This window comes from Pseudomonas gregormendelii (assembly GCF_017114825.1).
Classification (GTDB): Bacteria; Pseudomonadota; Gammaproteobacteria; order Pseudomonadales; family Pseudomonadaceae; genus Aquipseudomonas; species Aquipseudomonas gregormendelii.
The window spans coordinates 29,752-44,647 of sequence record NZ_JADEVO010000044.1; the positions used below are offsets into that span (position 1 = coordinate 29,752).

The following is a 14,896-nucleotide window of genomic DNA, read 5'->3' on the forward strand; positions in this document are numbered from 1 at the left end:
CGGGGCGCCTTGCGCGCCCCGTCGATTGAGTAGAAGTTGAAACTTAGATCGCTTTGAGCGTGCCTTTTGGCAGCGTGGCGGCGATGGCGCCCTTCTGGAACTTCATTTCGACAGTGTCGGAAACTTCCAGAACCACGAAATCATCAGCCACTTTGGTGATCTTGCCGGCGATGCCGCCGGTGGTCACAACTTCGTCGCCTTTCTGCAGGCTGCTCAGCAGGTTCTTCTGCTCTTTGGCGCGCTTGGCCTGTGGACGCCAGATCATCAGGTAGAAGATGACCAGGAAACCGACCAGGAAAATCCACTCAAAGCCGCCGCCCATTGGGCCTGCAGCAGGTGCAGCAGCGTCAGCCATGGCGTTAGAGATAAAAAAGCTCATTTAGCACTCCAGTTGCAAATGTTGAATCTTGGGGTCAGAAAACTCAGTCCAAAGGCGGAACGGGAAGCCCGCGTTTGGCGTAGAAGGCATCGACAAAGGCGGCCAATGTACCCTGTTGAATAGCCTCGCGCAAACCAGCCATAAGCACCTGGTAATGGCGCAAATTGTGGATGGTATTCAACATGCTACCCAGCATTTCGCCACACTTGTCCAGATGGTGCAGATAAGCACGGGAGAAGTTCTGGCAGGTATAGCAATCGCAGGTCGGATCCAGCGGCGAATCATCATGGCGATGGAACGCGTTGCGGATCTTCAGCACGCCTGTATCAATGAACAGATGCCCATTGCGGGCATTACGGGTTGGCATCACGCAATCGAACATGTCCACACCGCGGCGCACACCCTCAACCAGATCTTCCGGTTTGCCAACGCCCATAAGGTAACGAGGTTTGTCAGCCGGCATCTGGCCCGGCAGATAATCCAGCACCTTGATCATCTCGTGCTTGGGTTCGCCCACCGACAGACCGCCAATGGCCAGGCCATCGAAGCCGATCTTGTCCAGGCCTTCCAGGGAGCGCATGCGCAGGTCCTGGTGCATGCCGCCCTGAACAATCCCGAACAGCGCCGCCGTATTGTCGCCATGGGCATTCTTCGAACGCTGGGCCCAGCGCAACGACAGCTCCATGGAAATGCGCGCGACGTCCTCGTCAGCCGGGTACGGCGTGCATTCGTCGAAAATCATCACGATGTCCGAGCCCAGGTCACGCTGAACCTGCATCGACTCTTCCGGCCCCATGAACACCTTGGCGCCATCCACCGGGGAGGCGAAGGTCACGCCCTCCTCCTTGATCTTGCGCATGGCGCCCAGGCTGAACACCTGGAACCCACCGGAGTCAGTCAGGATCGGGCCTTTCCACTGCATGAAATCGTGCAGGTCGCCGTGCTTCTTGATCACTTCGGTGCCAGGGCGCAGCCACAGGTGAAACGTGTTGCCCAGAATGATTTCCGCGCCGGTGGCGGTGATATCCCGCGGCAGCATGCCCTTCACGGTGCCATACGTGCCCACCGGCATGAACGCCGGGGTCTCGACGGTACCGCGCGGGAAGGTCAGGCGACCGCGACGAGCCTTGCCGTCTGTGGCAAGCAACTCAAACGACATACGACTTTGGCGACTCATTCTTTGTCCTCAGGGCCACGTGGTGCGGGGTTACGGGTGATAAACATCGCATCACCGTAGCTGAAAAAACGATATTCATGCTCCACGGCGGCTTTATAAGCGGCCATGGCTTCGGGATAACCGGCGAACGCCGAAACCAGCATCAACAGCGTGGATTCGGGCAAATGGAAGTTGGTGACCAGGGCATCGACCACATGAAACGGCCGCCCGGGGTAGATAAAGATGTCGGTATCGCCACTGAACGGCTTGAGCACGCCATCACGCGCGGCACTTTCCAGGGAACGCACGCTGGTGGTCCCCACCGCCACTACCCGCCCACCGCGAGCGCGACAGGCCGCCACCGCATCCACCACATCCTGGCCGACTTCCAGCCATTCAGTGTGCATGTGGTGATCTTCGATCTTCTCGACGCGCACCGGCTGGAACGTGCCCGCACCCACGTGCAGGGTCACGAACGCGGTCTCGACGCCCTTGGCGGCAATCGCCTCCAGCAGCGGCTGATCAAAATGCAGCCCCGCCGTCGGCGCCGCCACCGCACCCAAGCGCTCGGCGTACACCGTCTGATAACGCTCGCGATCCGAGCCTTCATCCGGGCGGTCTATATAAGGAGGCAACGGCATGTGGCCGACACGGTCCAGCAGGGGCAACACCTCTTCACTAAACCCCAGCTCGAACAACGCATCATGACGGGCCAACATCTCGGCCTCGCCACCGCCGTCGATGAGGATCTTCGACCCCGGCTTGGGCGACTTGCTGGACCGCACATGGGCCAGCACGCGATGACTGTCGAGCACCCGCTCAACCAGAATCTCCAGCTTGCCGCCGGAAGCTTTCTGGCCAAACAGCCGCGCCGGAATCACCCGGGTATTGTTGAACACCATCAAGTCGCCTGGGCGTAAATGCTCAAGCAAATCAGTGAATTGACGGTGTGCCAGGGCGCCGCTGACCCCATCAAGGGTCAACAGGCGACTGTTGCGACGCTCAGCCAAAGGATGGCGAGCAATCAGCGAATCAGGGAGCTCGAAAGTAAAGTCAGCAACGCGCATGATGGGGTTCGTCTAGCAGGGCCGGGAAGTCTAGCGGAAATATCAAAAATTCTCCATGAAACGTGATTGACCAACGGTAATCTCATCTCTATACTTCGCCGCCATTGAGCCCTGATGGCGGAATTGGTAGACGCGGCGGATTCAAAATCCGTTTTCGCAAGAAGTGGGAGTTCGAGTCTCCCTCGGGGCACCATGTATATATGTCCAGCGGTCCCTACCAGACCCTGAACACCAGAGAAACCGGCCTTGCAGCCGGTTTTTTTGTGTCTACGATTCCCAGCGGTTCCCTTGTAAGCCCAGTTTTATGTGAGTAGATTTGTGAGTAGATCGAGTTCGGTCCATATTTCTACTCACATTTTGGCCGCCAAGAGGCAACCGCCGTGGCTCTCACCGACACCGCTGCTCGCACTGCCAAGCCCCGCGAAAAACTCTACCGACTGACCGACGCTGCAGGCTTGTGCCTGGAAGTCACCCCCAGTGGCTCGAAGCTCTGGAGATTCCGCTACCGCTTCGGCGGCAAAGCGAAAATGATGGGGCTGGGTGCTTACCCCGCCGTCACCTTGGCCAAGGCCAGGGAGCGCCGCGAGGATGCCCGCCGTCTGCTGGCCGATGGCATCGACCCCACCACGCACAAGCAGGAAGAAAAGCGCGCCCAAGCCGCACACGTCCACACCTTCGAAGAACTGGCCCGCGAGTGGTACGCCTACAACTCGCCACGCTGGGCACCCGCCACTGCCGCCAAGGCGCTCCAATACCTGGAGGGTGACATTCTGTCGGTCATAGGCCAGCGTCCGCTACAAGAGATCACCCGGCCCGAGCTGGTCGCCCTGGTGCGCAAAGTAGAGACCCGAGGCGCGCTCAACGTCGCAGGAAAGGTTCGTCAGTGGCTGAGTCAGATATTCCGCTACGGCTTGGCCAAGGGGTCGGTTGTATCCAATCCAGCCACCGACTTGGACGTGGTCGCCGCTATCGCCCCGAGGACGAAGCACCACCCACACGTTCCTCTGTCGGAGATTCCTACCCTGCTGGCCAAGCTGGAGGCGAGCAAGTGCGACCCGATGACGGCGATGGCTGTCCGTCTGCTGCTGATGACGGGCGTTCGCCCGGGCGAGTTACGTCATGCGCCTTGGGAAGAGATAGATCTTGAGTCCGCTACCTGGACGATACCTGCAGTGCGGATGAAAGCCCGCCGGCCGCACATCGTTCCACTGCCTACGCAGGCTGTAGCGGTTTTCCTCAAGCTGAGGGAAATGACCGGCAGCTACCCCATCGCGTTCCCTGGTCGAAATAACCGCGAACGTCCGCAGTCGGAGAACACCGTGAACAAGGCCCTGCACCAGATCGGCTACGAAGGTCGGCAGACCGGCCACGGGTTCCGCCACCTGCTGAGTACCGAGCTGAACAGCCGCGGCTATAACCGGGACTGGATCGAGCGCCAGCTTGCCCACGGCGACCAGGACGAGATCCGTGATACCTATAACCACGCTCATTACCTTCCGCAACGTCGCCAGATGATGCAAGAATGGGCTGACTCAGTAGAGGCGCTATGCACTGGCGCGAATGTAGTAGCGATCAGGAGCGTAAAAAGTTGAGTAAGCTTTGCCATTATCTACGGCATATCGACTTGAAAGCAGTTTACGAGCAACTGCAGGATTACACGCCCTTTTGGAGTGGTGAGGCTCCCTTAGCGAATATCCAGCCACAGTTCCGTGATACGTTGGCTGAATGGTTTGATGGTATTGCAGAGGCTGTTTTTGACGACTTATTTGGTAAGGCCTGGGAAGAATTTCGGCCAATCGATGTCGCAATTGAAGTGGGAGACTTCATAGAGCGCTCACTTGACGAACTAGAAATTAATTACGCACTCGAAACAGGAACTTTCAAATCAGACCCATCTGAAGAAGAGGAAGTAGATACTTGCGACAGACTCTTGCCTCATGCCGGCGAATCCACGAGAGAGGTGCTAGATACTTTTTCGGTAATGGCTCTAACAAAGTCGTACGAAAGCGCCGACTATTGGCAGCTAAGTGGTCTGCTTATTTATCAGTACGACTACCTATGCTGGCTTTACAAGGAAGGATCTTTTAACGAAGCCTTCGAAATGTGTGAATACATCGCGCGGACAAGATGCAAAATTCAGAACATTATCTCTGTTGGATTCGATAAAAAATATAGCGCGACGGCGGCATCCCAGCGAGCAAAAAAAGCTGCAACACAACGCCATGCCCCAAGTAACGAAATAAAAGTAAAACTACTAGCAGAATGGGATAGGGATTCCGGTGAGTACAAGAGTCGCGCGGACTTTTGTCGCGTCGTCGGGCGCATTTCAGGGATCAAAGAACGGACGCTTGGCGAATGGATCGCCAGACACGAAAAAAGTAAGTGACCTTAGTACGGCCTGCACGGCAAACCGTACAGTATGCCTCGCAAACTGTACGGTCTGCACCGCACGCCGGACTGCCACTAAATGCCCTTCACCTGCAACATCCCTAGCCATCCCCAGCATGCCTTAGGAGGCGTACGGAATGGCTACTCAAGAACCTCGCCGCTTTATCCGAATCAAAGAAGTCCTGTCGATCACTTCCCTAAGTCAATCGGAGCTGTATCGCCGCATCAAGGCCGGTACGTTTCCTGCTCAGGTGAAACTAGCTCCAGGCCATGTCGTTTGGGTGCAATCCGAGGTCGATACCTGGGTAGCTGAGCGTATTGCCGAAGCACGCGCAGAGGCTGCGTAATGGGTGCCTTTTCTCCCATTCGTGCCCTTTTTTCCCATTCGTGCCCTACCCCAAGGCTGGGCACGAGTGAGGGCACGAAGGCACGAATGAAGAAAATTACGGTTGCCACTGGCAGCTTTGACAGCTATCGTTCGTCTGTCGCTGCCAAATCAGCGACCCGGGTGTGGAAGCCTGGCCAGCATGAGGAGCACAAGCTCCACCTCTCAGCGCGGAGTTTTTTTTCGCCTGTAATTTATGGTGGTGCTGTGCGGGGCACATTCGTGTGCGCCGGGTTCCTTTTGCCCCGGTCTTCCACACCCGTACAGCGCTACCGCCTTTCATGTGGAAGTGAAGTCGGTAGCTCCTCAGCAAAAGGAGCGTTACCAATGCAGTTTCCCCCTATCCAAAATCCGTCCGTAATTCTCAGCAAAGCCGCCGCGCACCGAGCTATGGCGATGGCCGCACTCCGGGCCGATTCCAGTCTCAGCACTCGCTTGAAACGCTACAACCACCACATGGATCAAGTCCGCGCCCTGGAAGCTCAAGGGGGTGCCTTGTGAAAACCAGTACAACCCTCAGACTTGGCCGGGCTCAATATCGGCAACTTGCAGAACTATCGAAGGAGGCGGGTTGCTGCCTTGCGATTGGAACCAATGAAGAGTTGGTAGGTAACTGGGGCATGTTCAATCCTTTTGCTCAGGCTGTGCATCCGGATGCGTCTGCCAATGATCTGTCCTTGGAAGAGCGTGTTGTGATCCTGATCGCAGCAGAAGTTGAAGCTGGAGTTATGCGTGGTGTTCAGCGCCCAGAAATTGACTGGTCTCAGCTCGAAGACCATGAGATCCACAAGTTCATCGTAATGCACGAAATCGGCCACTACCGCGATAATCACTACGGGTTCGACACGTTCGGGATTAGCGATCCAGAGGCTCGTGTCGAATGCCAGAAAGCTATCGGTGCTGTGAACGAGATATTGGCTGATCGCTATGCTTGGAACGCTATTCGTCCTGGAGAGCCTGTACCTTTGTGCGAAAGCGGCAAACGGATGCAGGAGTCGATGGCTAAATCAATGGCACTATTAGATAAGTATGTGCCACGCATTCGCCGAGCCCCCCGCTCTTTGCCATCCGGTCAATACGCATATGTCCCGCGCTCAATGTTAATGACTGACTCAAACGTCGCTTTCGTTGGGAGCAATGTATCTTCTGAGTTAGTGGATCACGCTCGTAATCGCCGCCGTGCTTATCGCCGCGATACTCGCGTAAGGGGTTAACCATGACTATTCAAAGCGGCGCATATGTGCCGGCTGGATCGGCTTGCCTGGATAAAGTTCTTAGCTGCCTCGACAAAGTTAAACCGACTGGTGCTAATAGATGGAAAGCCTGTTGCCCAGCTCATAATGACAAGAGCCCGAGTTTGGTAATTACTGAAACTTCTGAGGGAACTGTCCTGCTCAAGTGTTGGGCCGGCTGTACCGCTCAAAACATTGTTTCTGCAATTGGCTTGGAACTACGTGATTTATTCCCCGGTGAGAAACGAGAACGCCGCGGGCCCAGCGCGGCCGCCATCAAACATGAGCGCGCCGTTTACTTGATCGGTAAGTCACTGCTCGATGACGGCAAGTTATCTGGCGACGATCTGCAGCGCTTCAACCTCGCTAGACAGCGCCTGGGGGTCAAATGAGCAACAAGGACCGATTTGCAGAACAGTGGGCCAATACTGTCACGCCACTCCAGGTGGTCCCCTCCGTATGGAAGGTGAACGCTGTCAGCGCGGCGGATATCAAGCCTGTGGCGATTCGCTGGCTATGGCCAGGCTGGTTGGCTAAGGGAAAGCTGCACATCCTCGCGGGTGCTGGTGGTACCGGGAAAACCACGCTGCTGATTAGCTTGATCGCAACCATCACCACTGGCGGGCGCTGGCCAGACGGTGAAGTTTGCCAGGAGCGCGGCAACGTTCTGATCTGGTCGAGCGAAGACGACCCGGCAGACACCCTAGTGCCACGTCTGATCGCCGCCGGCGCTGACGTGAACCGGGTTCACATCATCCAGGGGCGCCTGAATGCTCAAGGTGAAGCTGACCCTTTCGACCCATCAAACGATATCGGCTTACTGCGTGACACGGTGCTCCAGTTGGGCGGCGTGTCACTGCTGATGCTCGATCCGGTGGTCAGCGCCGTGAAAGGGGATATGCACAAGGCCAATGACGTTCGCCGCGGCTTGCAAGGCGTGGTGGACTTCGCCGAGGCCAATCTCTGCGCCGTGGTCGGTATCAGCCACTTCGCCAAGGGCGGTGCGGGCTCCTCGCCGGCTGATCGGGTGATCGGCTCGCAAGCCTTCTCGGCACTCGCCCGTACAGTGCTGGTCGCCGCCAAACAGCAAGATTCTGACGCACGGGTGTTGGCGCGGGCCAAATCAAACATCGGCACCGATGAGGGCGGCGTCTCCTACACCATCGAGCCTTGCACCATCGACGGCGGCATTGAAACGACGCACGTTGCGTGGGGCGATCTGATCGAGGGATCAGCCAGAGAGATTCTGGGGGACGTTGAGGGCTCAGACGATGACGGCCGCATGGATGACGATGATCCGTCAGAAGCGCTCCGCCGCATTCTCAAAGACGGCGCTATGACCGGCAAGCAGGTTAAAAGCTTGATGACAGAGAACGGGTACAGCGCAAAGCAGACCCGCACCGCTCGCGAAAAACTTTCGATAGTGACCGTCCGGGAAGGGTTCGGAAAGGACATTAGAACTCTCTGGTCATTGCCTCAGGCTGCCGGACCTTATGTGGCTTTTCCTCCACTCGTGCCCTCGAGCCCTCACTCGTGCCCAGCCTTGGGCATGGGCACGAATGAGGAAAAAGGGCACGAATGGAGTAAGTACCTAACAGGGCCACTGCCGGATGGCACCTGCTTGCCCAACTTGGACGACGACACGGAGGAAGTCTGATGGCTGCTCTCGCCTACCTGCTCAATCTCGGGTTTGCGGCGAAATTGAGCGGCAAGCGTATCCGGGTATCACCCGCAAGCAAGCTCGACGACCGGGTCCGCACCTACATCAAAAACCACCGGCTGGAGCTGATCGCCGAGCTGGCTTCGAATGACGGTATCGAGCGCCGGTGCCATTGGCCGGTCATGCGCGACGGTAAACCGCTCTGCACCATGATCGGTGAGCCAATGACACGAGCGGAAGCCCTCGATGTGATCCGCTGGCGCTGGCCGGACGCTGACCTTGCACACGGTGATCGGGGGTGAATGGGTGTCGTTCCTCGAAACGACACCCGCCATTGGCAGATGAACGCCAGCCATTTTCGGGAGCTTGGGATTCATCCTGCGCAGAAAGTGCGCACGTAGGAGTGGAGCCGATCTGCGCCATCGGGAGCGCCCTCAGTTTTGAGGACACCCCACGACGGTGCGCGGCACGGGCTTTAACGTTAACCACCCGTTAGCGCGGCATCTACCTCCAAAGAGATGCATCCAAAACTGGCCACATCGCCCCTGTGGGGGCGAACGAAATCAGAGGTAACGGTGCGAGCGTTACCTGGCCGTTAGCTGACCGGAGATGCGCTCAGATGTGAGCACATCTGCTCACATCTCGATGGCTCAGATTTGAGCCGCACGTACTTGGAGATTTGGACATGAGTACCCTGTATATCGCCTTCACGGACAGCGAAATTCGCAAGCAGGCCGGTGGGGTCGCACGTCAATTGCGAGACCCGCGGTTCCCGGAACTGCGCTTCCGTTATTCGACTGCCGACCGCACACGGGGCGCCTGGCACGTGGTGGTGCGCGGCAAGTGGGGCAAGGCTGGGAATTACCCGGGCATCAACGCCAAGCTGATGCAATCCACGCTCCCAGCGATCCTGGCTCGCCGGTCTGCTGACCCGGACGCCACTTCAACCACCACCAGCTGGACCACGGTCGGCGATGCGCTGACCTGGTACGCCGACCGCATGAGCCGCGACCGGGGGTTGTCAGCCAAGCGCAAGGCCAGTGCCCAGTCCGCATTGAAGTGCCACCTGGTGCCACGCCTGCAGGATCTGGCGTTGTCCGGGCTCAACCGTGCCAGCCTCGACCGCCTGCTGATGTGGCCGATGCAAGAGCGCTACGAGCTGTCGTTCGTGCGTTCGGTGTACGGCGTATTAGCGGTGGCATTCCGCCAAGCCACCCGCCTGTCGCTGCTGGGCACCAACCCGATGGCAGACCTTAAATTCACTGACTTTGTGCGGACCCGGATCAAGCCCAAACCCGCCCGTTTACGCGGCGATGACTTGCCGGTGTTGCTGCAGGGGCTTGCCGATCGGATCGAGATGGCGCCGCTGGAGACCATGCTGGCGTTGATGATGCTTTGTCACGGCACCCGACTGGGCGAGACGCGACTCGCTCGCTGGAAGAGTATCAACTTGGCCACGGGCCAATGGTTCATCCCGGCAGCGGACACCAAGACCAAGGTTGAGCACACGCTGCCACTGACCGCGCAAACCTGCGCCCTGATCGAGCGTTATCGCGCCATTCAACAGACCGCTGGGTACGAAGGGCCGTTCCTGTTTCCTGGACGCGCTGGCGGGGCTATCAGCGCAACCTTGGCCAGCACCCTGTTCAAGGTGATGGCCAAGGGCGAATGGTCCAGCCATGACCTGCGCAAGGTGGCGCGTACTGGCTGGATGGATCTGGGCATTGATTACCTGGTGGGCGAGATGTTGTTGAACCACGCCATGAAAGATCTCGATGCCACTTACATCCATACCACCGCTGAGGGCCTGAAACGCCAAGCCCTGCAGACGTGGCACACCCACCTTGAGCAGCACGGGTTAACGCCTCTGCTCAGCAGGACAGGTGCAGGACGGTAAACCGTGACACAGAACGCACAAGCCACGGAATACAAGGCGTCTAGCGCTTTCATATATCCATTACAGGGGAGGAGGTTCATTGATGAGCAGCATTGAAGACGAGATCGCCGCCCGCCTGGCGAGCGCTGGCATTGTCCCTCTCATTGGTGGTTTGGTGCCGGAACCTGCGACCGCCGAGCTGTTGGGTTACGCCCCAAGCTATCTGCGCCGGTTGGCCGCTGACGGCCTAGCACCCTTGCCATTCGTACGTCGCGGCAATCGAAGGTTCTACAAAATCGCCGACATCGTGAGCTTCGCGACGAATACCGCCGCATAACGACGGACTTCACCGAAGACTTGGAATTGTGTGCGCGCATAACGTGGTCGCCATGAACTCACGCCATGCGCTGGGGGAATGCAACGCTTCTTCACGCCCTGCGCTGTCGAGGCGCCCATCACATCCAATGGGACCGCCCAATGACCACCACACACCAGAAAAGCTGGGACAAGCTCAAAGCGTCCTTGGCCGCGAATCAGCAGCCGACCGAGAGTCGGCAGGTGCTGCAAACAATCACCCAAGAGATTACAGAAATGGATCACGACATCGGCCAAGTGGTAACCGCGCTCAAAGCACACAAGGAAACCATCGAGGACCACGGCGAGAAGCAGGGCGAATTCAACGCCCGTCTGCTGGAGCTGGAACAGCGCGCCGTTGCCGGCGGGTTGAAGCCAGCCAACGACCCGAACGCCAAACAAACCAACGTCATCAGTGCTGCAGTAACTGAAACCGAAGGGCTCGGTCACATTCGTGCGGGCCAGAAGTCCACCGGACGCATCACCGTTACGGCCGGCGTCCGTGCGGCGGTGACGAACCCGGGCAAGGGCACCGCAGGCTCCACCAGCTATCCCACAGCGCCGGATCGGGCACCCGGTATCCAGGGCATTCCACAACCTCGCCTCAGCCTCCTGGACGTGCTCCCGATCGTGCCGGTTGAAGGCTCGACTTACGAGTATGTCCAACTCGACGGCTATCTAAGCGGTGCCGCTTACCAGACAAAGGAAGGCGACGAGAAGTCCGAGGGCCAACTGCCGACCAAGCTTTCCCGCGCAGAGATCGCAACCATCGCCACCTGGATCCCGGCGAGCCTGCAAGTTCTCAACGACAACAGCCAGCTCGAACAACAGGTCGGCTTGCTGATGAGCGTCGGTGTCCGGCAGAAGCTCGAGCAAGAGCTGCTCGCGGGCGACGGCGGTGATGGTGAAATCTTGGGCTTCATCGCTCAGGCTCCCGCCGCGGGCATTACCACCGGCAAGCCAGTAGATCGCGTTGGGCTGGCCCTCACTGACCTGAAAGCCCTCGGCTGGAATCCCAATGTGATCGTGATGAATCCACGCGATTGGTTCGCCATCGAGAGTGAGCGGGCTAATACCGCTGACGGTGGCGATGGTCAGTACGTGATCGGTACCCCGCGTGACCCGGCGCCGCCGAGCTTGTGGGGTACGCCAGTCGTGGTGACCATGGGGATGCCGGAGCTCGGTGCGCTGGTCCTGGACACCTCGACCACTGCTCTGCTCGATCGGCAGGAAGTCACAGTCGAAGCCAGCCGACACGATGGCAATAACTTCCGACGCAACCTGGTCACGATCTTGGCCGAGATGCGGGCAGGCCTGGCGGTGTACGCCCCGACATCGATGCGCCTGGTCAGCCTGACCCCAGCTCCGTAACCAATCATTGAGAGCGATGGCGCAACTTTGCGCCATCGCCGAGGCCTCGCCATGTATCAGCAAGCTGAACCCCTGCCTAAGCCCATCCAGCAAGCGCTCAACCAGATCGCACACAGCCGCGCTCTGCTCTATCAAGCGGCGTGCCGCGACAAGATCCGCAAGGAGATTGACGAGCTGTTGAACAGCGGCATGAGCCACCAGGAGGCAATCGAAGCACTCCGGACCAATCCGCCTACGATCGATCCGACTTACTAATCTCGCTCGACGGTGGGGGCGGGTCGAAACCATGGAAGCTTGCGCACAGGACACCGCCCCCGACCGCACGCACAGATTTTTCTCCTCACTCAGGAAAAGTTAAATGCCGTTAACCGACAAAAAGCGACGGTTTGCTGACGCTCTCTTGTCCGGAGTGAGCAAATCACAAGCTGCCATCGATGCTGGCTACAGCGCGAAGACCGCGCCCCAGGCGGGCTCTAAGCTGGCCAAGGACAAAGACGTGACAGCTTACCTGCAGCGATGCCAAGCGACTGGGGAGCTCCCACAAGAAGTTAAGTCGGATAGCAAAAAAGTTAAGTCCGAGGTTAAAAAAGTTAACTCCAATGCGGTCCAGGCAGAGGCCGAAACGTTATTCGATAGCAGGACGCTACTGGAGCGGATCGCACGGGATAACGAAAAGCTCAATCCGGAGCTGGCCGCCAAAATTGCCCTCGGGCTGATGCCCTACGACCACCCCAAAAAGGGCTATGTTGGCAAGAAAGAAGCCAAGGATACCGCCGCGCAGAAGGTGGCCAAAGGCAAGTTCGGGCCGTCAGCCCCGCCACCCATCCATCTGCGCTCGGTCAAATAGGTGAAGCTGGTAGACCATGAAACACCGCCGCGGTCGCGCGTTTACACCGATCCGTTGGAATATTTGATGACAGTCATGAATGACGGCGGGACACCTATGGGTGAAAGACTGTACGTGGCTGCGGCTCTGATGCCTTATTTCCACATCGCCCTCGATACGCCCGAGGGCGCTGAAACAGGCGATTGAACGGCATGGTTGCTCATCTCTGGATTAAGGGATGACTGTTCTACACCGAAGCGCGAAACGGCCCTAGGATTTGACGGAGACCGAATTACCTCGACGCCTTTTGCGGTAAGGCTGATTGAAATATCGAGGGCATTATGTCCCACTTCCTTTGGGCAACCATCTCCTAGCAATCATTCCCTGAAGCTCGCTCATTCAACCATCCTGCCGACTGATCGATCTCCACCTTAAACAAGTGAACCTCAGCAAACGGTCAAAGATGTTAGTGACAAGCGTCTAGCAAATTGGCGCGGTACAGAGATGGATCAGGACGTGGTATAAAACAGACCAGCCGGAGGAGGACTATGTCACGAGCCTCCACCATTAAAGTCATCATAAAAAAAGTCGATCATGCTCTCTGAAAGCGAGTTATTGTAAAAACAATGTCCCACCCCATTTGATAAAAAAATTTAGGACAACCCGCATGAGCAAGTTGGATTTTTTCGACAAACGAATACTGAAACAATTTTGGGGCACTGTTGCAGCTACCGGAGCGTTATTGTCGCTGATTCTGATATTCGTGACGATACCTGAAAAAACAAAAGTACTTGGCGGAGCAACTTGCCTTACGTTTTTAATGCTCATCTATATTTTCTATTGGTTTAGCTCAAAAAATCTTACCGAGGTCGAACTAAAAATAGAAAGCTCAACAGTGATCGTGAAGATGGGAGACATATTCAAGCAGCCCGGTCTAAAGGTGATTGCGTTCAATGAGTACTTTGACACCAAAGTCGACGACATTATAATTTCACACAACTCTCTTAACGGCATTTTCATAAATAGGCATCTCCCCAAGACCCTTAATGATCTTGACAGGCATTTGAATGAGTACCAATTCGAAAAAAACGAAATCTTAGACACTAACGAGAAAAGAGCACTTGGAAAAAAACAAAAATACGACATAGGAACAATATGTGTTTATGAAGAATTTATTCTTGCAGCATTTTCAAAATTCAATGACCGGAATCAAGCGTGCCTAACCATGCCTGAGTATCTCGAATTTTTAATAAAATTCTGGGATAGCGTTAACAGAGTGTATGCGCAGCAAAGCGTTTCAGTCCCAATTTTTGGATCCGGCATAACCCGAATAAAAGAACATCGCAATATTAGCGACGAGGAACTTCTCAAGATAATGTTGTGGACGTTCCGAATTAGCGAAATGAGATTTAAACATCCTGCCAAATTAAGCATAATAATACATAAAGACAAAATAAGTCAGATCAGTTTGCTAGATTTAAAGTCAGCAAGAAATGGACTTTGACTGGAAGAAGTTTGAATATATTTCTACACAGCCGAAGCTCCGACATCTCTTCGACATCTCTTCGACATCGGAGCTTTTTCAGGCCTTACGTAAAAGCGTTTAAATACCAAGGCTATCGTATGTACTTCCCAAGTAATAATGCGGGCCCTTCTTGGTCTTACTATTGAATACCTCAACATATTTATCCAGCGCTAATTGTATTATCGCTGGCTGTAGAGATACTGAAATCGTATAGTAGTCAGCATTGATGAAGGGCGCAGGGATAAACTCCTCTCTTATGAAGCGGCTCCCTCCTTTATTTGCCACTACCACCGGGAGATCAAACTCCATAATGAGTTCTATTTCATGCGCCAAAAATGAACTACCATCACCCCCTTTTCTCCTGGCGTCAGGACTACCAATCAATACGACCTGCTTAGCGTTTTTCATCCTTTCGCGGAGATTACGCTTAATAGTTTCCCTCTGACTGGTATCTCTTGATATAAAAAGGTCATGTGCATCAAAAAAATCGAAATCGATTTTAGTGTTTTGGCGCCAGGCTTCCATAAGCCTATACAAATGAATGTCTTCACTAGTGTGCTGTCTCACAAATAACACTCCTCATGCCTGTGAGGCCATTGCCTCACGGGCTCGCTGTATCTTGTTCAAAATATCTTCCCCCTTGGCGTTCCAGACGTAGCGAGTCGGCTGCGCATTTC

At 56.0% G+C, this 14,896-nt stretch carries 17 protein-coding genes and 1 tRNA gene; 14 read left to right on the top strand and 4 right to left on the bottom strand.

The window, feature by feature from the left end; genetic code table 11:
• Positions 1–43 precede the first annotated feature (43 nt).
• From yajC to queA, 3 genes are read right to left on the bottom strand one after another with little or no spacing between them, the layout of a single operon-like run.
• Positions 44–379 (bottom strand): preprotein translocase subunit YajC, encoded by a 336-nt coding sequence (gene yajC, locus IMW75_RS23195; RefSeq protein WP_007982729.1) that lies wholly within the window; start codon positions 377–379, stop codon positions 44–46.
• A 43-nt stretch (positions 380–422) separates the two neighbouring features.
• The gene (gene tgt, locus IMW75_RS23200; protein ID WP_163019375.1) at positions 423–1,538 is read right to left on the bottom strand and encodes a tRNA guanosine(34) transglycosylase Tgt; all 1,116 of its coding nucleotides are present in this window, start codon (positions 1,536–1,538) and stop codon (positions 423–425) included.
• Between the two features lie 14 nt (positions 1,539–1,552).
• Positions 1,553–2,602 (bottom strand): tRNA preQ1(34) S-adenosylmethionine ribosyltransferase-isomerase QueA, encoded by a 1,050-nt coding sequence (queA, locus tag IMW75_RS23205; protein ID WP_122837616.1) that lies wholly within the window; start codon positions 2,600–2,602, stop codon positions 1,553–1,555.
• A 108-nt stretch (positions 2,603–2,710) separates the two neighbouring features.
• Here queA and IMW75_RS23210 point away from each other — a divergent pair.
• From IMW75_RS23210 to IMW75_RS23275, 14 genes are all read left to right on the top strand, one after another.
• Positions 2,711–2,795, top strand: a tRNA-Leu gene (locus IMW75_RS23210).
• A gap of 187 nt (positions 2,796–2,982) precedes the next feature.
• A complete protein-coding gene (locus IMW75_RS23215; RefSeq protein WP_205893878.1) occupies positions 2,983–4,194 on the top strand; it encodes an integrase arm-type DNA-binding domain-containing protein in 1,212 nt (403 codons plus the stop codon).
• A complete protein-coding gene (locus IMW75_RS23220) occupies positions 4,149–4,988 on the top strand; it encodes a hypothetical protein (RefSeq protein ID WP_205893879.1) in 840 nt (279 codons plus the stop codon). Before IMW75_RS23215 ends, IMW75_RS23220 begins: the two co-directional genes overlap by 46 nt.
• A gap of 139 nt (positions 4,989–5,127) precedes the next feature.
• Entirely contained in the window at positions 5,128–5,337 is a 210-nt protein-coding gene (locus IMW75_RS23225) for a helix-turn-helix transcriptional regulator (RefSeq protein WP_205893880.1), read from the top strand.
• Between the two features lie 535 nt (positions 5,338–5,872).
• The gene (locus tag IMW75_RS23230) at positions 5,873–6,589 is read left to right on the top strand and encodes a hypothetical protein (RefSeq protein WP_205893881.1); all 717 of its coding nucleotides are present in this window, start codon (positions 5,873–5,875) and stop codon (positions 6,587–6,589) included.
• Positions 6,590–6,591: 2 nt separating this feature from the next.
• Complete coding sequence (locus IMW75_RS23235; protein WP_205893882.1) at positions 6,592–6,999, top strand: virulence-associated protein E; 408 nt, start codon at positions 6,592–6,594, stop codon at positions 6,997–6,999.
• Positions 6,996–8,264: an AAA family ATPase gene (locus IMW75_RS23240; RefSeq protein ID WP_205893883.1), complete on the top strand. Its 1,269-nt coding sequence runs from the start codon at positions 6,996–6,998 to the stop codon at positions 8,262–8,264. The genes IMW75_RS23235 and IMW75_RS23240 overlap by 4 nt, the downstream gene beginning before the upstream one ends.
• Positions 8,264–8,569 (top strand): hypothetical protein, encoded by a 306-nt coding sequence (locus IMW75_RS23245; RefSeq protein WP_205893884.1) that lies wholly within the window; start codon positions 8,264–8,266, stop codon positions 8,567–8,569. Before IMW75_RS23240 ends, IMW75_RS23245 begins: the two co-directional genes overlap by 1 nt.
• Positions 8,570–8,952: 383 nt before the next feature.
• Positions 8,953–10,164, top strand: coding sequence for a tyrosine-type recombinase/integrase (locus tag IMW75_RS23250; protein ID WP_205893885.1), 1,212 nt, complete (start codon positions 8,953–8,955; stop codon positions 10,162–10,164).
• 82 nt (positions 10,165–10,246) lie between these two features.
• Entirely contained in the window at positions 10,247–10,480 is a 234-nt protein-coding gene (locus IMW75_RS23255; protein ID WP_237142267.1) for a MerR family transcriptional regulator, read from the top strand.
• A 140-nt stretch (positions 10,481–10,620) separates the two neighbouring features.
• The gene (locus IMW75_RS23260; protein ID WP_205893886.1) at positions 10,621–11,868 is read left to right on the top strand and encodes a phage major capsid protein; all 1,248 of its coding nucleotides are present in this window, start codon (positions 10,621–10,623) and stop codon (positions 11,866–11,868) included.
• A 51-nt stretch (positions 11,869–11,919) separates the two neighbouring features.
• Positions 11,920–12,123, top strand: coding sequence for a hypothetical protein (locus IMW75_RS23265; RefSeq protein WP_205892640.1), 204 nt, complete (start codon positions 11,920–11,922; stop codon positions 12,121–12,123).
• A 103-nt stretch (positions 12,124–12,226) separates the two neighbouring features.
• Positions 12,227–12,715: a terminase small subunit gene (locus IMW75_RS23270; RefSeq protein WP_205893887.1), complete on the top strand. Its 489-nt coding sequence runs from the start codon at positions 12,227–12,229 to the stop codon at positions 12,713–12,715.
• Between the two features lie 646 nt (positions 12,716–13,361).
• The gene (locus tag IMW75_RS23275; RefSeq protein ID WP_205893888.1) at positions 13,362–14,198 is read left to right on the top strand and encodes a macro domain-containing protein; all 837 of its coding nucleotides are present in this window, start codon (positions 13,362–13,364) and stop codon (positions 14,196–14,198) included.
• A 99-nt stretch (positions 14,199–14,297) separates the two neighbouring features.
• Here the strand turns inward: IMW75_RS23275 and IMW75_RS23280 are convergent, their stop codons facing one another.
• A complete protein-coding gene (locus IMW75_RS23280; protein WP_336512440.1) occupies positions 14,298–14,786 on the bottom strand; it encodes a TIR domain-containing protein in 489 nt (162 codons plus the stop codon).
• Between the last annotated feature and the right edge of the window lie 110 nt (positions 14,787–14,896).